Origin of the sequence: Paramagnetospirillum kuznetsovii (genome assembly GCF_003284725.1) — a bacterium.
GTDB lineage: Bacteria > Pseudomonadota > Alphaproteobacteria > Rhodospirillales > Magnetospirillaceae > Phaeospirillum > Phaeospirillum kuznetsovii.
In genome coordinates, this window is sequence record NZ_PGTO01000029.1 from 1 (window position 1) to 19,958 (window position 19,958).

22 protein-coding genes and 1 pseudogene are annotated in these 19,958 nt (G+C 58.3%); 13 read left to right on the forward strand and 10 right to left on the reverse strand.

What is annotated here, in order from left to right; translation table 11 throughout:
• Window positions 1–516: 516 nt before the first annotated feature.
• Window positions 517–1,104, reverse strand: a complete 588-nt coding sequence (locus CU669_RS19395; protein ID WP_112147250.1) for a tyrosine-type recombinase/integrase — start codon at window positions 1,102–1,104, stop codon at window positions 517–519.
• A 247-nt stretch (window positions 1,105–1,351) separates the two neighbouring features.
• Between CU669_RS19395 and CU669_RS19400 the strand changes: the two genes are divergently transcribed.
• Window positions 1,352–1,567 carry an AbrB/MazE/SpoVT family DNA-binding domain-containing protein gene (locus CU669_RS19400; protein WP_112147251.1) on the forward strand — a complete coding sequence of 72 codons (216 nt, stop codon included), beginning with the start codon at window positions 1,352–1,354 and terminating at the stop codon, window positions 1,565–1,567.
• Entirely contained in the window at window positions 1,560–1,955 is a 396-nt protein-coding gene (locus CU669_RS19405; RefSeq protein ID WP_112147252.1) for a type II toxin-antitoxin system VapC family toxin, read from the forward strand. Before CU669_RS19400 ends, CU669_RS19405 begins: the two co-directional genes overlap by 8 nt.
• Before the next feature lie 295 nt (window positions 1,956–2,250).
• Here CU669_RS19405 and CU669_RS21890 read toward each other — a convergent pair whose 3' ends face one another.
• Window positions 2,251–2,607, reverse strand: coding sequence for a sensor histidine kinase (locus CU669_RS21890; protein WP_239988799.1), 357 nt, complete (start codon window positions 2,605–2,607; stop codon window positions 2,251–2,253).
• Window positions 2,608–2,620: 13 nt separating this feature from the next.
• Window positions 2,621–3,109 carry a hypothetical protein gene (locus CU669_RS21895; protein ID WP_239988800.1) on the reverse strand — a complete coding sequence of 163 codons (489 nt, stop codon included), beginning with the start codon at window positions 3,107–3,109 and terminating at the stop codon, window positions 2,621–2,623.
• 41 nt (window positions 3,110–3,150) lie between these two features.
• On the opposite strand from CU669_RS21895, the gene CU669_RS19415 reads away from it, so the two are divergent.
• Both CU669_RS19415 and tnpC read left to right on the forward strand, forming a co-directional pair.
• Window positions 3,151–3,480 (forward strand): sensor histidine kinase, encoded by a 330-nt coding sequence (locus CU669_RS19415; RefSeq protein ID WP_112147254.1) that lies wholly within the window; start codon window positions 3,151–3,153, stop codon window positions 3,478–3,480.
• Entirely contained in the window at window positions 3,477–4,547 is a 1,071-nt protein-coding gene (gene tnpC, locus CU669_RS19420) for an IS66 family transposase (RefSeq protein WP_161539737.1), read from the forward strand. The genes CU669_RS19415 and tnpC overlap by 4 nt, the downstream gene beginning before the upstream one ends.
• Window positions 4,548–4,709: 162 nt before the next feature.
• Here tnpC and CU669_RS19425 read toward each other — a convergent pair whose 3' ends face one another.
• The 5 genes from CU669_RS19425 to CU669_RS19445 all read right to left on the reverse strand — a co-directional run bounded on the left by CU669_RS19425 (window position 4,710) and on the right by CU669_RS19445 (window position 10,814).
• Entirely contained in the window at window positions 4,710–5,564 is an 855-nt protein-coding gene (locus CU669_RS19425; protein ID WP_112147256.1) for a hypothetical protein, read from the reverse strand.
• 370 nt (window positions 5,565–5,934) lie between these two features.
• Window positions 5,935–7,866: a magnetosome biogenesis transporter MamZ gene (gene mamZ, locus CU669_RS19430; protein ID WP_112147280.1), complete on the reverse strand. Its 1,932-nt coding sequence runs from the start codon at window positions 7,864–7,866 to the stop codon at window positions 5,935–5,937.
• Window positions 7,850–8,665, reverse strand: a complete 816-nt coding sequence (mamX, locus tag CU669_RS19435; protein WP_239988801.1) for a magnetosome protein MamX — start codon at window positions 8,663–8,665, stop codon at window positions 7,850–7,852. The genes mamZ and mamX overlap by 17 nt, the downstream gene beginning before the upstream one ends.
• 457 nt (window positions 8,666–9,122) lie before the next feature.
• A complete protein-coding gene (gene mamH, locus CU669_RS19440) occupies window positions 9,123–10,424 on the reverse strand; it encodes a magnetosome biogenesis transporter MamH (RefSeq protein WP_239988802.1) in 1,302 nt (433 codons plus the stop codon).
• A 111-nt stretch (window positions 10,425–10,535) separates the two neighbouring features.
• Window positions 10,536–10,814, reverse strand: a complete 279-nt coding sequence (locus tag CU669_RS19445) for a CZB domain-containing protein (protein ID WP_161539738.1) — start codon at window positions 10,812–10,814, stop codon at window positions 10,536–10,538.
• Between the two features lie 358 nt (window positions 10,815–11,172).
• Here CU669_RS19445 and mamC point away from each other — a divergent pair, with 358 nt between their 5' ends.
• From mamC to CU669_RS21495, 7 genes are all read left to right on the forward strand, one after another.
• On the forward strand, window positions 11,173–11,538 hold the full coding sequence (mamC, locus tag CU669_RS19450; protein WP_112147258.1) for a magnetosome protein MamC: 366 nt from the start codon (window positions 11,173–11,175) through the stop codon (window positions 11,536–11,538).
• A gap of 163 nt (window positions 11,539–11,701) precedes the next feature.
• Window positions 11,702–12,034 carry a DMT family protein gene (locus CU669_RS19455; RefSeq protein WP_205119515.1) on the forward strand — a complete coding sequence of 111 codons (333 nt, stop codon included), beginning with the start codon at window positions 11,702–11,704 and terminating at the stop codon, window positions 12,032–12,034.
• Between the two features lie 128 nt (window positions 12,035–12,162).
• Window positions 12,163–12,891: a DUF2202 domain-containing protein gene (locus CU669_RS19460; RefSeq protein ID WP_161539739.1), complete on the forward strand. Its 729-nt coding sequence runs from the start codon at window positions 12,163–12,165 to the stop codon at window positions 12,889–12,891.
• Window positions 12,892–13,031: 140 nt separating this feature from the next.
• Entirely contained in the window at window positions 13,032–15,038 is a 2,007-nt protein-coding gene (locus CU669_RS19465) for a protoglobin domain-containing protein (protein WP_112147261.1), read from the forward strand.
• Window positions 15,039–15,269: 231 nt separating this feature from the next.
• Complete coding sequence (locus tag CU669_RS19470) at window positions 15,270–15,524, forward strand: FeoA family protein (RefSeq protein ID WP_239988804.1); 255 nt, start codon at window positions 15,270–15,272, stop codon at window positions 15,522–15,524.
• A gap of 38 nt (window positions 15,525–15,562) precedes the next feature.
• The gene (gene feoB / locus CU669_RS19475; protein WP_112147262.1) at window positions 15,563–17,674 is read left to right on the forward strand and encodes a ferrous iron transport protein B; all 2,112 of its coding nucleotides are present in this window, start codon (window positions 15,563–15,565) and stop codon (window positions 17,672–17,674) included.
• Window positions 17,675–17,730: 56 nt separating this feature from the next.
• Entirely contained in the window at window positions 17,731–17,904 is a 174-nt protein-coding gene (locus tag CU669_RS21495; protein WP_161539740.1) for a hypothetical protein, read from the forward strand.
• 36 nt (window positions 17,905–17,940) lie between these two features.
• Here the strand turns inward: CU669_RS21495 and CU669_RS19480 are convergent, their stop codons facing one another.
• A complete protein-coding gene (locus tag CU669_RS19480; RefSeq protein WP_112147263.1) occupies window positions 17,941–18,345 on the reverse strand; it encodes a ferritin family protein in 405 nt (134 codons plus the stop codon).
• A 296-nt stretch (window positions 18,346–18,641) separates the two neighbouring features.
• Here CU669_RS19480 and CU669_RS19485 point away from each other — a divergent pair, with 296 nt between their 5' ends.
• Both CU669_RS19485 and CU669_RS22160 read left to right on the forward strand, forming a co-directional pair.
• On the forward strand, window positions 18,642–19,109 hold the full coding sequence (locus CU669_RS19485) for a bacteriohemerythrin (RefSeq protein WP_239988805.1): 468 nt from the start codon (window positions 18,642–18,644) through the stop codon (window positions 19,107–19,109).
• 219 nt (window positions 19,110–19,328) lie between these two features.
• Window positions 19,329–19,418 (forward strand): annotated as a pseudogene (locus tag CU669_RS22160) (hypothetical protein); the annotation flags it as partial.
• An 83-nt stretch (window positions 19,419–19,501) separates the two neighbouring features.
• Here the strand turns inward: CU669_RS22160 and CU669_RS19495 are convergent.
• Window positions 19,502–19,864, reverse strand: coding sequence for a rhodanese-like domain-containing protein (locus CU669_RS19495; protein ID WP_112147265.1), 363 nt, complete (start codon window positions 19,862–19,864; stop codon window positions 19,502–19,504).
• Window positions 19,865–19,958 lie beyond the last annotated feature (94 nt).

Consider the following 19,958-nt stretch of genomic DNA (forward strand, 5'->3'; position numbering starts at 1 on the left):
GCTCCGTCTTGATTCGCAACCAGACAGAATCACAACGCACTGAAATCACTCAACTTAATTTCCGGTCAGCCTCTAAGTGGCGCGCGACAATTACGGTGGCCGGTCAGCGACAATTAGGATGACCGGCATGAGACACCGTCGAGTAGCACCTATACCGCTATCACAAGCAAGCATTGCTCAGCAATAAGGAAGTGCAGCGACAATTACGGTAATTGTCGCTGCGGTCGCGATCTGGCAGGAATGGTAATTGTCGCTACGCCGTCGAAACGACAATTACCCCAGTGAGGATGATGAGACGTTTTTAATTGGGCCAGTGACCACATAGCTGTGAAAAATGGCCAAAGTTGATCCAATTACCACCCCTCCTAAATCTGCGATCCAGGAGTCGCCACATCGCATCCTGTCCAGCCGACGCGGTCCAGTGTGTAGATGAACATGCTTCGGACAATGCTTAAGTTCCGACAAATACGGAACGCGCCGGATCAGTCGGTGCGGCATCGCGCTAATTGTGGCGCCTTAAATAAGGTCCACAAGCTTCTTTTTGGCGTCTGAGCTGCCCTCTATATAGCGTTGTGTCGTCTGGAGACTGCTGTGGCCTGCCATTTCCTGGACGTCCCGCAAGCTTGCGCCGACTTTGACGGCCGAAATCGCAGCGCGTGTCACGAACGTCCGGCGACCGCTATGGCTGCTGCATCCGTCCAATCCGAGACCATGGTAGAGCCGATCAAACCAATGAACCAAACTGCTGGCTGTCATGGCACCATTGCCTCTTTCCGATTGAATGATCGGGTGGTGTGGCTCGCTCCGCGGCGACGCGGCTTTCAGATCGATCAGCGCCGATCGCAATTCACTGTTCATCGGAATTTCACGGCCACGTTTCCCTTTGGCGATACGGTTCTCGACATAGAGTGCATCCCCGATCGCGCCATCCGCGTCAGTGACCATTCCCCACAAAAGTCCTGTTATTTCACAAGCCCGCAGCCCCGCTTTGGCGGATAAATAGATGATTGCTCTATCTCGTACAGGGTGCCGGTGTTTTTCAACAGCCTCCAGCAATCTTGAGAACTGCTGAGGTGATAAAATTTTAGCCTGCTTACCAGCCATGCCAAACTCGACATAAAATTACAGCATTCATCATAATATGTCGAAATTTGAGCGAAGGCAAAAACTTTCGCAAGAACAATGGCGGAAATCAGCCACTCGACTTATTTGAATGAAATGATGTCGAGTGGCGAGTGCAGGCATGGCAACTTTGACACTACCGTCATTGTGTGGCACTGTGATCGCTAATGGCATTGGTTAGCGGTGGATCATGGCTCAGTCGCATATAAAGATGGCGGATAATGGCAGAATGGTTCTTCCGGCCATCCTGCGCTCCGAAGTCGGCTTTCCGGATGGTGGCGATTTTCTCGCTCGTGTCGAAAATGGGGTGATCATCCTTGAGCCCCACAAGAAGGCTCTCGAACGCGTCCGAAATCTGGTGCGACAATACGCCCCGGCCGAGGAGGGCGTGAGCGTTGCCGATGAATTGATCGTCGAGCGTCACGCGGAGGCGGCGCGTGAGTAAAACCGTCCTCGATTCCTCGGCAGTGCTGGCGTCGTTTTATGGTGAGACCGGGGCCGACGCCATCGATGATATCCTCCGGGAGTCCTTGATTTCTTCCGTCAATGCGGCGGAGGTCATTTCAAAGCTGGTCGAGCGGGGCATGCCGGCAGACATGGCGAGATCTGCTCTCATCGACACAGGCATCGAAGTTGTGCCGTTCGATCTCAATCAAGCAGAAACGACCGGGGCTCTCCGCGCAAAGACAAAAGCTCAAGGTCTATCGCTTGGAGACCGAGCCTGCCTAGCGCTTGCCAAGCAGGTTGATGGCCAGGCGGTTACGGCGGATCGCGCTTGGACAAATATCGAAAATCTTGGTGTCGATGTTATTCTGTTCCGCGGCGAGCACTGAGCACGCGTCCCTTGGCGGAGGCAGGGTACGCTCGTTTTTGGGCCGCCAGATTTGGCGTAACGGAATATTTGGCGGGTTAGGCTGCACACCTCAGCCTCAGCCGGAGCACCGTCAAGCGCAGCCGCATTTATGCGTAACCCATTGAATCTGAATATTTCTAAAAATTCCGCGTGTTTGGGCTTACCGATATGTTCTCTCTGCCCACCGACCGCTGTACCTCCGGCAACCGCCACTCGCTGGGAACGTCCGCTATGGCCCTTGAGTGCCATGAACGGCCATACGCGGACATCCGGGATCAGGTCGGGGCGGTACCATCCCGAAGCGTAAAGAAGAACGTTGTGCCGGTACCGGGTTCGGATTTCAGCCAGATGGTGTCGCCGAAGCGTTGAACGATACGACGGCAAAGGGTCAGTCCGATCCCGGTTCCTTCGGTGTTGGAGGCGGGGTTCAGTCGCTGGAATATCTCGAAAATCTTGTCGTGGTATTCGGGTTCGATGCCGATGCCGTTGTCGGCCACGGCGAAGCGCCAACAGCCTGCGGAGACCATCTCGGCGCTCACCGAAAGAACAGGCTTGCGATCTCGGGCGCGGTATTTGAGGCCGTTGCCCAGCAGGTTCTGGAACAGACTGACCAGAAGGGTTTGCTCGGCCATCACTACCGGCAGATCACCAACTCTCACCTCCCCACCGGTGTCGCTCAGGTCCCGCGCGAGGTGCCGAAGCACAGCGGGCCACCGCGGCCACGGGATGAACCCGGCCGCAAGTCGTGCACCGTTCCGGCCAGTGGTCGACTTCCCCATGTGCAACAAGCGGCGAGGAGCGCCATTTGCCGGGCGTGCCCTTCTGGTGACCGGGAGGGCGCGGCGGCGCATCACCCGGCAAACGGGCCGGCGCTGCGTCCTTGCCGCCCGCGTCGCCCTTGGCGGCGTTCTCAGTGTCGCCGCCGACATCAGTCACGCATTTACCACCGCGTCGATAGGGATCGTTCGACGACGGCGGCTTCGAACTATTGCCTGAGTGCCGATTTAATCGCTCCGCCTGCTCGATCGCCAGCGCCCGCAGCCGCACGCACGTCTCAACCAGATCGTCGTGCGACAGATCCTCGATGTGGGCGCGGTCCAGCGGACCAAGGTCTTCGGGGCGAAGTTTTTTCATACCCCCAGAGAATCTGAATTTGCAGTCGGATTCAACCAAATATGAGTCCTGTCGCACACTCCTTGGTGCCGACCTCAGCCCGGCCCCCCAAGGGGGGGTGTCCGGTTACGTTCGCCTACGTCGCCTCGCACGACCTGCAGACGCCACTTAGAGACATCGTCCGCTATGCCCAGATGATCGAGCACCGCTACAAAGGGAATCTCGATCCTGATGCCAATGATTTCATCGCCTTTATTGTCGATGGCGGCAAGCGGATGACCCGGCTGATCAACGATCTTCTCGAATATTCCCGTGTCTCCCGCCAATCGGAGCTCTTGCGTCCGACGTCAGCCAGCGAGGCCGTGACCCTAGCTCTGCGGTACACCATGTGATTGAATTGGATAGCGGCAACGGCGGCATTGGGGTGACGTGCGTCCTGCATCGCTACCATGCCGTCCGCTGCTGCTGCGGCGACGAGACGGTGGCGGCTCCGGGGCAGGGACGCGGGTCCGAGATCGAGGGACGCTGCCGCAACCTGATCCTCACCGAGCGCTGCCTAGTCGGTCCGGCGCTGGCGACGTTCATCGCCGCCCTGTCGGTGCGCCATCGGCAGTCGCGGGAGATGGTGCAGGAGTTTCTGCACGACTGGCTGGGGCTGGATCTGGCCAAAGGGACGATCTGCCGCTGCATCCGTGAAGTCGGCCTGGCCTGCGAGCCCGTCGCTGAGGCGCTTCTGGTCGAGATCCGCGCCGCCGACATCCTGCACCTGGACGAGACCCCCTGGTATCAGAAAGGCCACCTGCGCTGGTTGTGGGTGGCGGTCTGCGCGACGGCGGCGGTGTTCCACATCGGCAGTCGCGAGAAGACCGAAGTGGCGGCCCTGATCGGCGAGAGTTTCCTCGGCTGGCTGGTGACCGACGGCTATGGCGCCTATCGCTCGCACACGCAGCGCCAGCGCTGCCTTGCTCATCTGATCCGCAAGGCCGTGGCCTTGCAGGAGGGCATCTATTTCGAGGCATCGCGTTTCGGTGACTGGCTGTGCCGAGAATTGCGGGCATTGATCTGCGGCGTCGCCGAAGACGCCGACGCCCGGACGCTCGGGCTCATCGTCGCCCGCCTCAAGAGGGCTTGCCTGCTAAACCAGGACGCCGACATCGACAAGGCACGGGCGCTGGCCCGCGAGATCCTCAATGACTGGGATGCCGTGATCGCATTCGTCAGGAACCCGCACCTGCCCCCCACCAACAACGATGCCGAACGGGCTCTGCGCCACGCCGTCATTTCCCGACGCATCAGCCACGGCACCCGGACCGACGAGGGCTCCCGCGGCTACGCCGCCGCACTGAGCGTCATCGAGACCTGCCGAAAGCGCAAAGCCAAGCCCTGGGACTTCATCACCCGCCTCCTCGCCGCCGCCCGCCGCGGCGCTGAACTCCCCGCTCTCCCCGCCTGCGCCTGAGCATCCCTCAAAAGAGAGGGGGGGAGTGTCCGGTTACAGGCGAACTGCTCGAGGTCGGCGTTGGACTGCGCCAGCAGTTCGGCGCGGACCCGCATTGCTCGCTCTGCCGCCTCAGCCGCAAGCGCGCCCTCGCGCAATTCGGCGTTATGGCGGCGCTCGGCGTCAAGCCGGATCAGAAGCTGTGCCCCCATCAGGATAGACAAAGCGATGATCCCCATGACCAGCAGAGTATGGACCACCGGCCCCCCCCTGAACCGTGATCAGGTCCATCCGCACCAAAAGTTCAGCCACGCCGTCTCCCAGCAGGGGCGTCGCAAGTCCCACCGGAAGCAGCCAGCGTGCCAGCATGCCACCGCCCCCCCGGTCGAGCAGCACCAACATTACCCCGTGATCGGGGTGCAACGCGACGATCCCCAGCCCCAGCGCCACGAACACAAAGGCGGTGACGGCGGCCATGCCGGTAAAGCCCGTCAGCGCCGGATGCAACTGAGGCACACCGTAGAGGTAGGCGCAAAGATATAGCATCCCCACCGCAGCAACGGTCAACCCCAGCCTCTGGCGCGCCCGCGCTCCCCACACCGAAGTGAGAGCGGTGCCGACTAAGATGAAATTGATCGCAGTGAGCGGAGCGGGACGGCCGGGATGTACGGTGAGGGGCGCGGGTGCCGTGTCCTTGACCAGCGCCTGATCGATGCCCCAATCCAGGCCAATGAAATATTCAGCCAGTGTTTGGGCGCCGAAGGCGATCACCAATAGGCCAACCAAATCTCCCAGCCGCCACCAGTCGCCCCCCCGCGCACAGGCCGCCAGCGCAGCACCCAGAAGGGCGAAGGCGATAGCAGCATTGAATTTCATGTCTACAGTGCTCGGAAAAGGATTGCGCAACAGCGGTAGGTTGAAAATCCAACTGGCGAGCACCGAGAGCGAAATGCAGGCCACCAGCCAGCCGATCCGCTTTGAAATCGCCAGCTGTTTGTCCCCCGCCGACAGCGCGGAGTTGGGCGGTTGATCGGCCATCGTATCCGTTCCTCCTGAGGCAGAGTAGCCCGGATCTATCAGGTGGAAAAGACAGGATCGATGTTAGGGAGGAGCCTCTGCGGTCCGGCACATTTGGCGGTTTCGGCGAAGGTCAGGCTTGGTCACGAAGGGCCTTTTACCAACAAGCTTCGTCCGCGGCGATTGATCACCGATGCAGGCCGTTTCGGAATGATCTCCCGCTGGCCGATATAGAAAGTCGTGTTGCCGCTCTACCCGCCTGCGATGCGGGGCTTAACTCGCCGGAATGCACCATTGTGGGGCGGTCAACACTCGGCATAAAGCTTTCTCCCGTCTTCGCATAGAACTCTTGTTACGATTTTGCCCATGCATTTTTAGCATGATCAGGCCCTTAGCCGATTCGCAGGGCGCGCAGCACATCGCCCCCCCGCCACTGGTAGAAACGGTACCACAGAAGAACGATGACGGCCGCCGCATAGACATAGGGTTCGCCATTCTCGTGGTTGGCGGCAAGGATGAAATGCAGCGCCACCAAGGCATTGATAACATAGGTGGCGCTATGCAGCTTTTTCCAGCGCTTGCCGCCGATCTTCTTGATCTGGCTGTTGGCGGAGGTGAAGGCCAGGGGGATCAGCAGAATGAAAGCCGCCAGGCCGAGCAGAATGAATGGCCGCTTGTAGATGTCGCTCGCCATATCGCCCAGATTGAGCGCCCATTCCAGGGTCACATAAGCCAGAACGTGCAGCACCGCGTAGAAAAAGGCGAACAGGCCGATCATGCGCCGATACTTGGCCAGGGTCTTGATGCCGGTAATCTCCTGCACCGGGCGCATGGACAGCGAGATGATCAGGAAGGTGAAGGCCCAATCGCCCAGATAGCGGTTGACGAAACCGACCGGGGCCTCGCCCAGGGAGCCGTTGGAGATATAGCCTTCGATAACGCTGCGGCCGATCAGCCAGACGAAGGGCAGAGCCGCGGTCAGGAACACCAGCGGCTTCCAATCCACCTTGCGGGTGGATTTAAGGTGGTGATCGCAGGTCTCATCAATGCCGTTGGCCAGCAGCCAGGCGGCGTAGAGGGTCACCAGCATCTTGCCGGTTCCCATCAGGATGAATGGCGCGCGCGGACCAAGCGCATCGAAATAATAGCCGCCACTTTGCACCAGCATGACGGTGCCAAGGCCGCCGACCAGATAGCCCGCCCCAACCATGGCGCCCAGGATCGGCTTGGGCGAGACGTCCACAGTCAGGACCTGAAGGGTCACGAAACATCCGGCATGACCGATGCCGACCATCAGCAACGGCAAGGCCACCATCCAGTTGAAGGGATTGGCGAACATTCCCAGCCAGATATAGCCGACAGCAGCCAGGGAAAGGCTGGCCCCGATGGCGGAAATGCGGCTGTGGCGCTCGATGAAGGATCGCCACAGCGGGATTGCCGCCAGAACCGCCAGCCCCAACAGACCTATCATCACGGCGGCATGGGCGGTGGCGTAGGTGCGGGTCACCCCCACCAGATCGGACACGGAAATGCACCACAGCGAGAAGAACAGGCTGAGGATGATCACGTCGGCACGCGTGTAGAAGGCTGCGGCGAAGGCCAATTGCAAGCGCGGGTCGCTGGTGATCACCGTCCAGACCTGCCGGAGGGGATGCTCGTCTCCCGTGGCCGCTTGCTGGGGCTTGGCCACATCCCGCAGAGTCTTGCGCGTCATCTGGAATCCGGCGATGCCGATCAGCAGCGGCAGGCACATGATGATGAACACACCGCCCTTGTAATCGGCCATCTGCATGATGATGGCCGACAGCATGGTGCCGCCGAAGACCATCATGAACACCAGATTTCCCATCAGGCGCGGCCGGTTGGCCCGCGAGGACACATCGCCCACCAGGGTGGAAAGCTGCAACTGGACGGTATCGGCCCCCACGGTCAGCAGCACCCGGGTCAGATAGAACAGCACCAGCCCGGCGGCACCGAAGGCGAGCCCCATTTGCAGGCTGAGCAGGGACGTGGCCGCGCCAGCCACTGCGATCAGGAAGCCCGTGGCGATGATCCGAACCCGGCCAATCCGATCGGATAGCAGGCCGAACCATCCCACGCAGACGATGGAGACGATCTCGGCCACCACCTGAATATCGGCGTTGACCGCGCCCTCTTTTTCGAAGGCAATGCCGAAAATCTTATCCAGCAGCAGGGGCTGGATAGAGATGGACAGCGCAGCCACAAGAGCGCCCACGGTCATCAGCAGATAGATGATATTCCATTGGGTGGGGGCAAAATCGGCCGGTGTCGTGCCGGTGGAGGGGTTACCGCTCTTCGGCATCCAGGCCTCCAACATCAGCCCACAGGCCGTTGAGATGGTTGTCACGCAGGGCGCAGACTTCGCCATTGGCCATGACGCTCATGGCGTAATCCAGCCCGGCGCTCGCCTGGGTGGGGTCGCGGAAGGCGGTACCCTTGACGAACATACCGGGACGGACCACGCAGCCCTCCGCCTGCAGGAACCAGAGCGGGGCAAGATCGATCCACATGGGGGGATTGATCCCATCATTGATCTGAATATAGATATCGCCCCAGACCGAGCGGGTGCCCGCGCCCGCCACGCTGACGATCTTGCCCTGATAGCGGAAGGGCACCATCCGCTCATGCGCCTCGTTGCCCAGGGGCGCCGGTGCCGGTGCCGGGGTAACCGCCAGCGCCACGCTCACCGCCTCGGGTAAGGGCATGTCTTGCGGGAATGCCACCGGAGCGGGGCTTACCTTGCCGCTCTTGGCGACGCTGCCCTTCTTCACGATGGTGTGGCAACTGGCGCAGGCCATCTTCTCGCGCCCATCCACATGCGGTGCCGGGGTTCCCTGAACGATGGGCAGCGTGCCCGCGCCTGGACCGGAAGCGGCGGAAGCGGGGGTGACGATATGGCAGCTGGAGCAGACCATCTTCTCGCGGCCATCGCGATGGGGCGCGCCCATTCCGGCCACGATGGGCGGGGCCAGATCGTAGGTATGATCCTCCCACGGATTGGCATTGAACAGCGCAGTCAGAACCAGGGCCATGCTGAAGGCAATGCCCAGCGCCATGATCCAGACGGCGATGTCGGGATGTGCGACGGCTTTGGTGTTCACGGGAAGTCTACTAAAGCTAGAAATTTTTCGCCTCGCAATGCGTAAAATGCTTGGCCTCCACCCAAGGTTTGGCCCTGAAAAGTACGCGCATCCCCCTTCTTTGTTAGAGGCAATCTAAAAAGATAAAAGCATATAGCCTGCTATGACGTCGACTGCACTGACAATTCTCACTGACCCGCAGCTGAACCGTGCCTGTGTTTAAGCTTGGATGCATCTCGCCCTCTTTTCCGGCTGCGGACCAATCGGAATCTACACAGGGTAGATCTTTCACCACCGGCAGCTTCGGATCATATGCTGTTGATCGGACTGTCTCGGCGCGGCATGTCACCTCCCTATGGAATACACACACCGAAACCGCCCTTTCCCCTTCCCAGTGTTCCCGCCGTCGTCCTTTTAGATCCATGGGGAGAGAACTTCCCCCACAGCCGCAGACGTAGTCGGCCTGAATTTCAGCGCATCACTCTTTAAGATCTAGAAAAATGGGGTACAAGTCATTTGTCGTGAGCGTCATTGTATCTCCGTCCTTATGAACCCAGATGGCATAGATAAGAACCAAGGCATTGGCAATACCGACGAAAATAAAAGGAGCAGTAGGGCCCAGTGTATCGAACAAAAAACCACCAACTTGGACAAAAAATATTATCCCAATTCCCCCTACAACATTCGATGCCCCAAGAACAGACCCTAGGATATTTGGCGGCGAGACATCTACTGTCAGCACCTGCGGGGCGACGAAGCAGCCGGCCTGTCCTGCCGCCGTCAGCGCCACCGGAAGCAGGATAAACCAGTCGAACGGATTCCCGACCAAACCCATAGAGATGAAGCCCATTGCAGAAAGTGCCAAGCCGACGAGGATGGCCAGCACCCGCCCATACCGGTACATGACGATCTTCCAGATCGGGATCGATACCATCACCACCACCCCGGCAAACCCGATCATCAATCCGCCGCGAGCGGCAGCTGCGGTATCTGTCACACCTAAGATATCGGCAAAATAAACGTACCACAGCATCAGGAATAGCGCGGTGATGACCATATCGCTCCGCGCGAGGAACGACGTGGCAAAGCAAAGCCGTAAGCGGGACTGAGTGCGAAGAAGCATCCAGATCTCTCGCCACGGGATGGAACTCTGGTGTAAGCGCGGAGCAACATCAATCAGATGGAATCTCGACAGACCTGCCCCCGCAAAAGCTGTCAGAGAAATCAACAGCATCGTCAAAACCACCCCGGCATGGAGGGGAATCTGCATCAAGACCACGTAAACCAAGGTCTTGCCAAACGCCATCATGAAGGCGTTGTTGGCCATCAGCCGAGACCGATTGGCCGTAGAGGTGTAATCGCCGGCCAAGGTGGTAACCTGCGGCCAGATCGCACCAATTCCGACAGCCAGAACCAGACGTGCTAGGTAGTAAAATAACAACCCGTCACCGCCCAGAGCTTGAGAAATCACGGAGCTGAACGGCGCCATCAGTGCCCCGATCCCGGCCACGATGAAGCCAAGCGCCATTATGCGAACACGGCCAAATCGGTCGGAAAGATAACCGACGGCTCCAACCACGAACAGTTCCAGCGTTTCCGCCAAGACCATGATGTTCGCGTTGATAGTACCCGCGACCTCTGGCGAGACCCCCAGAACGCTTCGCAGATAAAGCGGCTGTGTCCCGACCGCCAACGTCATTACGATCAGGCAGAACGCGGAAGTTAGGTAGAGCGAGTTCCAATGGTGCCGCTCAATCGTTTTGGACGGGGCTTCAAACACGAAAAGAAAACCTCAAGGGTTGAAGATAGGGAGCGAAGGGACCAACCCTACCGGTGACCTTAGCCTAACCGACAACGGCTGGAAAAGAATATCGGAACAAGAGGTTCCCGCTCAATGACACTCGGCGAACCAAAGCTTGGATACCTGAGCCGACATTGTTTCGTCGGCAAGGTGGTTAAAGCGCTTGTGCGCGGTCTTCAATTGCCGTACGGAATCCAACTTTCCGTGCCGGCTGAGGCCGGTCCCGTAAATCCAAGGCCCCAGATCACAGTCCTCCTGCCCCTTTAGCGGTTCGCGCGCATCACTGCCGTTTACAAGGGCCTCCAGCCCAGCTTCCCAGCGAAGATGGGCAAGCCGCGCGGCGTTGACGTCAAGCTCAGCAACGGTCATCGTATTTCGTCCTGGGGCTGGAATCTGGCAAGAAGACGGGAAAGCCATCCCTCTAATTGGGGAGCAGGATGAAGCTCCCTGACAATTATCAATTCCAAAAAATATATGACTCCTGCGCGACAACGCATTTTTTGCGAATAAAACTCATTGCTGAAATTTCGCCCCACAGCCTCCCCGCTCCTTTGTTTGTGTGGTGTTCCTGATATGCTCACAAGCCGTGACCCCACCATTATCCAAACGGAGTCCAACGGGATATCCGCAACTTTCAAAAAACCATTCTCTCGTCTATCCTCCACAGCAGCGACAATTGTCGGAAATTCCCGCCCCCCCATAGATTGCTCCGTTGGGAGAAAGCACCATGACATTCCAATTAGCCCCCTATCTGGCAGCATCGGTTCCAGGGGTTGGTGTCCTCGGAGCGATCATTGGCGGTGCTGCAGCGGCTGCGAAAAATCTGGAACTCTTGAAAACCGGCAGAATCTCCCAGCGAGAAGCCGGAATTGATACCGCGAAGGAAACCGTCGGAGCAGGTGTCGCGACGGCATTTAGCGCGGCGGCCGTTGGATTTGTCGGTGCCGGCCTGTTTACCTCCATTGGAGTGGCGGTGATCGCTGGCATCGCAGGTAAATATGCTTGGGATCGCTGTATCGATTTCGGAGAGGGAAAGCCCCCATCGTCCACATCCCCAGCATCTGAAGACGACTTACTGGCCGAGATCCAGTAGACCGCATTCCTAAAACCGTCGACACCCACTAATAACCTCCCCTTCCTATTTGTACTCGGCGGAAGGGCGTTTTGACAACAACCAGCGATAGTATTGGCAAAACGTTCAGACACCCCCGTACATCAACATAAGTAACGTGTTGGACCTTAATATGTCTGCATTTATGCCCGTTGCACTCCTTCTAATTTCGAACGTCTTCATGACCTTCGCGTGGTATGGGCATCTGAAATTTACGGATAAGCCTCTTTGGCTCGTTATATTATTGAGCTGGTCCATTGCCTTTGTGGAATATTGCTTTGCCGTTCCGGCAAATCGCATCGGGCATGAGTCTTTTTCCGCCGCAGAACTCAAGACCATGCAGGAAGTAATCACGCTCTCTGTTTTCGCAGGGTTTTCAGTCTTCTATCTTGATGAAAAGCTTACCATCAACCACGCTGTCGGGTTCGGGCTGATTTGCGCAGGTGCCTTTTTCGTATTCAAGGGGCCGCTTCGCTGATGGCTCCGTTCGGAAATTCCTGACCTCCAGCGCTGTCGCCTAATTAAAATCCATGCGGACTGCGAATTATCAATGTGAATTTGATGCGCCATCCTATTGTCGCATGGCACTTAAATTTGAGACATAAAATGGGCACAGATACAAAAGGCTCGGCACCGACTCTCGTGCTTCAAGGGCTGGCGATATTTATAATATTTTCGACAGCCCTTCTTATCATTGATAAGATAGCGAGAATATCAGCTCCCAACTCAGCACATCAGATCGAAACCGTTCAGGCCATTACCGTGGCCGGACGTGCCACGCTAGGCTCTAGCATCGCCGTGCCCGGCTCAGTCCTAACCGCCCACGAAATCGCTCATATGCGTTACATGCGGGAAGAAGAAAAGCTGGCTCACGACGTATATCTGCTGCTCGCCAACCAGTGGGGCACACCAGTATTTGCCAAAATCGCCCAAGCCGAGCAGCGCCACACCGACGCCGTGCTTGGATTGCTGATCCGCTACGGCGTACCGGACCCGTCCGCCGGCGCCGGGCCAGGCCAGTTCACAGATCCGGGGTTGGCAGCCCTGTACCAGACCCTGATCCAGAAGGGCGCAGTCTCGTTGATGGATGCACTGATGGTCGGCGGGCTGATTGAAGAGGTGGACATCGCTGACCTGGAAAATGCTGTTGCCAGCACGACCCGGCCTGACATCATTCGTGTGTACGAGAACATCCACCGTGGATCACGCAATCATCTGCGCTCATTCGCGGGTGCCTTGAACCAGATCGGCATGGCGTATCAGCCCCAGAAATTAAGCGCTGCCGAGGTTGATGCCATCTTGAGCACTCCCATGGAAAGAGGACCGCCGCTGTAGACTGGCGAGAACGCGGGATGCTCATGCTCCTACGCTCTGAATGGAGCAGTACGGCACAGAAATCACTTAATCAAGCCATCTTGTTTCGATTACGGGCAGTAATTCTAATATCTATGGACGTATTATTTGGAGAAAGTTAAATGATTACCATAGACGAATCCGATAACTTGTCTTCACGTCTATCATATATCCAGATTGACGAAGAAGCCTGTTTTCGGCTTAGAGAGATAAAACCAGCCTTACTTGATGCCATGCCAGTTATACTAGATTCTTTTTATGAAAAGTTATTGCGCCATCCGCCTTTGGCTGCCAAATTCTCCTCCCCCTCACATATCGCCACAGCTAAGCAAGCACAGGCGCGCCATTGGGCTTTGCTTTTCGAAGGGCGTTTTGATGACACCTATCGCCAATCGGTTCAGCGGATTGGCCAAGCCCATTTTCGGATTGGACTGACGCCGCGTTGGTACATTGCCAGTTATGGACTGATCCTTGGCGAACTGACCTCCGTAGTGACCGCAAGACTATCCAACTTTCTCCAGCCTCCTGCTGGCCGTGAGCGGTTGACACAAACGCTTCAGTCCCTCGGCCGTGCTGTCTTGCTGGACATGGAGTTAGCCATCTCGACCTATTGGGATGAAGTACTGCGTGAGCGAGTGGTCGAGGCGGAGAACGCTGTCGAGCAGATCAATATGCAGGTGGGGGATTCGGTTGCGAGCGTATCCCAGTACACCAGGGACCTGCTTGATAGCGCTCGGTCTATGGCCGAGGTTAGCGGTGCGGTCGAGCACGATGCCGCCGACGCCGCACATGCCGCCGGCATCGCTCTGTCTTCGGCGCAGACAGTGGCTGCGGCAGCCGAGGAACTGCACGCCTCCATCGCTGAGATATCACATCAGGTTACTTTATCGACGGAAACGACCCGAGATGCGGTTGAGTGTATGGCGGGTGTCCAACATGTGGTCAGCGAACTAGACCGGGCCGCCGCCGAAATTGGTCATGTGGTGTCACTGATTAGTGACATTGCTGCTCAGACAAATTTGCTTGCCTTAAATGCGACGATAGAGGCTGCGCGAGCGGGCGAGGCTGGGAAGGGCTTCGCGGTCGTGGCCGGCGAGGTTAAGGGGCTGGCCAACCAGTCTGCGCGCTCTGCAGAGGAAATCGCCCAACGGATTGGCAATATCCAAGAGGTCGCACGCCAGACCACCGCAGCCATCGGCACCGCCACATCTACGGTCAAGAGAGTCGATGAGATTTCCGGATCAATCTCGGCCGCTGTGGAGGAGCAAGCCGCTGCCACCAGTGAAATCGCCCGCACCATCTCTGAAACCGCATCCCAAGCCAGCCAAGTTACTACGCTTATGGAATCGGTGTCGCGACGGATCGAATACGCCAACGATGCCGTCTACTCGGTTCAGTCCAGCGCCTCCCGCTTGGATGAGTCGCTGGGCACCTTCGGTCGTCTGTTAACCCGCGCGGTGAGAACTTCCTCATCCATTGCCGAGCGCCGACATGGTCACCGCCGTGCGCTTATGGTTGATGGCGATGTCTCCACGGGGGGGAAACTTGAGAAAGTCGCGGTATTCGACATTTCTGAGGGGGGCGCCCTACTGTCCACGGCCGTTCCCTACGCAATGGGAACTGAGCTAAATCTTTTCATCACAGGCGAGAACGTGCGCGTGGGGGGTAAGGTGGTTGCATGCTGCAACGAGTTGGTCCACGTCCATTTTACCGCCCCGCTCGCCTCCAAGGTGGCCGATGGCTTGGGGGCGAAGTATTTCCGGCGTGTGGCCGAACTGACCAAGAACGACCACCACACCTTCGTCGCCAAGATCGCCGAGGCAGTGTATGGCAGGGCCGCCATGGCGGCTGCCGATCTCACCACTCACCACACTTGCCGCTTGGGACGCTGGTACGACTGTGTTGCAGACGACGTCCTGAGTGAACTGGGATCGTTCAGGGCGCTGGCATCCCCCCACTCCGAAGTCCATGCAAAGGGGCATGAGGTGCTGCGCACCCTCAATCTCGAAGGAAGGCAGCGCTCAGAGGCTGGCCTAGATGAACTAAGGCAACTTTCGGAGAAGGTTGCCGCCAACATTGACGCTATGGATGCGGAAATGCAGGCGGTTTACGCCACCCGAAACCGATGAAGGTATAGGGATAACATTGAACATAGTCACCAACCATCGATTTCAGAACACAAGCGCGCCAGATACCCCGCAACGGCAGGCCCGCTTGAATTCCCCTGACGCCCCCTTATTCCAAGATATCACGTCTTGACTGGATGGTAGGGGCATGGCCTAAATTCGCGTAGCGCAATTGCGACCAACTCGCAGTATCGAACAATTATTACCCGTCGAACAAATAAGGGGAAATAGAGTATGGATCAGCAGATCAAGATGGACACTCTTACCCTTGCCGACCTTCGTCCCGAGCAGCAGGGTGAAATTCTCAAGATTGAAACCGAGGATGGCGTTTTCAAGCGCCGTATGCAGTCGCTTGGAGTGGTGTCCGGTACCGCTGTAACCCTGGATCGCTCTGCCCCGCTCGGAGATCCTCGCATCTACAGCCTGATGGGCTACAGCCTGGGCTTGCGCAATGCTGAGGCCCGGCAGATCCGCATTCGCGTTAAGTAAGCCTGTCCATCCGAACCTGAATCCAAGGGCTTTCGCTTATGACATCTCCCGTCACCGTGGCACTGGTGGGTAACCCCAATGCCGGTTCCACCAGCTTGTTCAATGCCCTGACGGGCGCCCAATCCGCCGTCGCCAACTACCAGCGGGTGACCACTTCACTGACCGCGCGCGAGGTGACCCATCGCGGTGTTACCCTGCGCATCGTTGATGTGCCGGGTTTCTTCTCCACCTCGTCGCAATCCCCGGAGGAGAAGGTCGGCTGCGACTATATCCACGGCGAGGAACCCGACATCATCGTCAATGTGCTGGATGCTGGCCATCTGGACCGCAGCCTGTTCCTGACCACTCAGTTGATCGAGACCGGGCTTCCCCGCATCACCGTGCTGAACATGATGGATGAGGTCCGGCGCGCCGGTATCCGAATCGACACCGCCTTGCTGGCCTCCGCCCTCGGCTCGCCTGTGGTGGAGACCTGCGCCCTGAAAAAGGAGGGCATCGACGCCTTGCTGGATGCCATGGCGGCCATGGCCTTGGCGGCGCCCGCCGACCCGTTGCGGCTGCACTACGACAGCCATCTTGAGGCAGCCATCGACCGCGTCCAGCAGCATCTGTCCAAGCTGCACCCCCAGGAGCTGAGCCCGGTGCGCTCACGCTGGCTGGCGATCAAGATGCTGGAGGGCGATGACGAGGTGTTGCGCCATGAAAGCAACCATGTCGAGTTGGTCGAAGACATCAAGGGCGAGCAATCCGCCCTGGCCCATGAACATGATGAGGACACCGCCAGCCTGTTGGCTTCGGCCCGCTTCGCCTTTTCCAACGGCCTGCTGCGAGAAGTCCGCCAGCAGGAGGGCGATCCCACCGCCGGGTTCAAGCTGACCCGTATCCTCGACGATTTCTTCCTGAACCGAACCCTGGGCTTGCCTCTGCTGCTGGGCATCCTGTGGGTGATGTTCGAGGCGACCTTCAGCCTGGGAGCCATTCCCACCGACTGGATCAAGGCTCTGGTCCAGATGGCCAGCGATCTGGTGGACAAGACCCTGCCCGAGGGCATGTTCCACGATCTCGTGGTCAACGGCGTCATGGCTGGTGTCGGCGGAACCATCGTCTTCCTACCCAATATCGTCATCCTGTTCTTCTTCATGGCGGTCTTAAGCGGCACCGGCTATCTGGCGCGCGCCAGCTTTCTGATGGACCGGGTGATGCACCATTTCGGCCTGCACGGCACGACCCTGATCCCCATGGTGGCTGGCTTCGGCTGTAACGTCCCTGCGGTCATGGCCACCAGCGTCATTACCAACAAGCGGGCGCGGCTGATCGCCATGCTGATCTCGCCGTTCATGAGCTGCTCGGCCCGCCTGCCCGTCTTTATCCTGTTCGCCGGAGCATTCTTCGAAAACATCGCCGGTACGGTGGTGTTCGCCATGTACATGACGTCCATCGGAACCGCCATGCTGTCGGCGGTGCTGCTGAACCGCATCATTCCCGGCAGCGGCGGCGATGCCTTCGTGATGGAACTGCCGCCCTATCGTCTGCCGACCATGCATTCGGTGCTGCACCATATGTGGGACAGTGCCCAGGGTTTCGTTGCCAAGGTCACCGGCGTCATCCTGGTGGGCTCCATCGTGATTTGGTTTCTGCAGGAATTCCCCCGCGACATCGCCTATTCCCAAGATTTCGAGACAGCCATCACTGAACAGGCCGCATTGCCCGACAGCCCGGAAAAGGATGCCGCGACCAGAACGCTGAAAAGCGCCCAGGCACAAGAGAAGCTGGAAAAGAGCTATCTGGGGCGTTCGGCCATCGCGGTGACGCCGCTGTTCCAGCCGCTGGGCTTTTCCTGGCGGGAATCGGCCTCCATCATGACCGGCTTCGTCGCCAAGGAAGTGGTGGTGGCCACCTATGCGGTCATCTACGCCCAGGAAAAAGGCTCGGAGCAACTGACCGAAACCTTAAAGGGGGCCATGCCACCGGCTACGGCCATCGCCTTCATGATCTTTACTCTGCTCTATGCTCCCTGCCTGTCCACCATCGCCATCATCGGTAAGGAGTCAAAGAGCTGGCGCTGGGCCGGGTTCTCGGTGGTCTATTCCCTGACATTCGCTTGGGTATTAGCCCTGGCCGTCAGCCGGATCGGTGGAGCCTTCCTGTAGGTCTGTTCTGGTGGCGGAGTTGCTCCGCCACCTCCTGATGAAAGAAGCATTCCGCCATGGCTTGGGGATCACTCTGGGATTTTGGCGCCATCACCGTCGTGGGCGCGGGGGCGGCCTTCGTGGTTATCCGTTATCTGTGGCGGATGTGGCGGCCGTCCGACGGGGCGTCATGTGGCGGCGGATGCAGCTGCGGCGCCAAGAGAAACAGTGGCCGCCCCGATTGCGGCTGAAGCGACTCGCGGGGTTGCGGCAATGATCTCAAACGATCAGATGCCAAAGAACGGCAGGCTAAAGATAGGCATTCTGCTGGGTCTGGCCGCCATCGCCATGGGGATCATCAAAATCGCCGATAACGGCCCTGCCTTGCTGCGCAGTACCCTCGATTGGTGGCGCGGCATGTGACCAGAATCACCAACGCCGATGCGGCATGCATCCTGGATCGAAGACGGGGCGGCGATGCCGGCGGCATAGGGATCGGCTATTGCGGGCAGACTGCGCCCGGCCAGCAGGCTTAACAGGGCGTCAATGTGCCGCTGTTCAGATTGAATGATATTGGCGAAGGGAAGCACGGGGCCGAAGGCGTCGATCACCATCTGATAGGTGGCTCGGGCCTTGTATTCGTCGTCCAGCGCGTCGCTGAGGGCTTGGTGCAGGGGGGATTGCGAGACCATGGGGCAGAGGACTCCACTGCAATGAACTATTTTGTCAGCCTTGCGCTTCTCCACAGGGCTCGGCCATGACAATCCGCATCTGCCCGGTCTGGACTGAATGGCGCGCCAGAGGACAATTGTCATCGCATCGGACGGCGTCTTGCGCCTAATCATAACGACGGACGACTGGTAGGGTGGCGACATTATGTGGCATTGGGTGAGGAGAATGATGGCGGCTGCCCCTAATCATCGCCGCTTTCGTGGCCGCTGGTTGGCAGTAGGTGGCCAATATAGTGAATCTCTGAGAGGTGAGAATCTTGACCGAAAGATATGGGTACAAGATGCAGTCCATTCAATGGGATCCGTCTTTTAGTGTCGGCATTGCCAAGCTGGATGACGATCATAAAAAGCTAATTCAGCTGATCAATTCTCTGTACGAAGCCTGGAACCTCGGCAAGGATGGGCTCGTCATCGGAAGTCTTTTTGACGCATTGCAGGTCTACACAGATAGTCATTTTCAGCGGGAAGAGGCCGTTCTGCTGGCCCTAGAGTACGATCGCATGCCACAGCAACAGCATGCACATGCTTGTCTCGTCGGTGCGCTACAGAACTTCCGGACGCGATATTTGGCAGGTGGGCAGGCGACTAAGCCGACCGCTGAGATGAATGCCTTCCTGCGATCGTGGCTTCTCGACCACATCCTGACTGAGGATCTTATGTACAGGGCGCTTCTGGCCTCGCCGGAAAGCTTGGCCCTGTTCGATCCTTATAGGCTCGATCTATAGCGGCCTCAGACGGTCCCGAATAACTGTTAGGCCGGCCTGCGCCACGACCTCCTGAACCAGCTGGGCAGTTGGAACACCACTCAGGCCAGAGGACGGTCCCCGCGATCTATTCTAACTGCCGGACGACGACATTATGGCAGCATGAGCCGGGGCCTCGCCGTGCAGGACCACGACGCCCGGTTCGGGGCTGATTTCCTGGGGCGCTAGCTAAAGGCGTTCGCCATCGCCTATGTGGTCGGCTTCCCGGTGATCTATTTCCTGGCGCCGGTGGCCCGGCCGCTAACAGGCCGCTTAGTCGAGATGCCTTAGCGGATCATCACATGGCGGGCATACAAAATCGGGGGCCATTACCGATGGCAGGCTTCCCCCTGATTAAGGTCGCGAGGTTTCGGTCACAGCTCCTTGGGTTCAATCGCTCCGGTGGCGGGATTGATGTCGAGTATGGGGAGTTTGGCCTCCTTCCACGCACTCAGGCCGCCCTTTACATGATAAATCGTGGCAACGCCGGCATCGATTGCCCGCTGTGCCGCCATGCCGGATCGTTTGGCAGTTCCGCATTGCAGGACGACTTTTTTCGTCTCTCCGAGGGGGAGGGATTTGGGCTCAAAGGTGGCAAGAGGAAACAGCAATGCCCCGGGAATACGCTCGAACCCATATTCATACGGCTCTCGCACGTCGATGAGGATGGCCAGCCCCTTGTCCAGCCAGGCTTTGGCGTCCTGCGGCGTGACTTCGATGATTCCAGTGTCGGGCATCTCTAGCTCTCCTTAAATTATTCAAACCTAATATAATGCGGCACTGGATGCCGGGCCATGAAAAACTTGGAATTGGGGCGAAGCCATGCTGAAT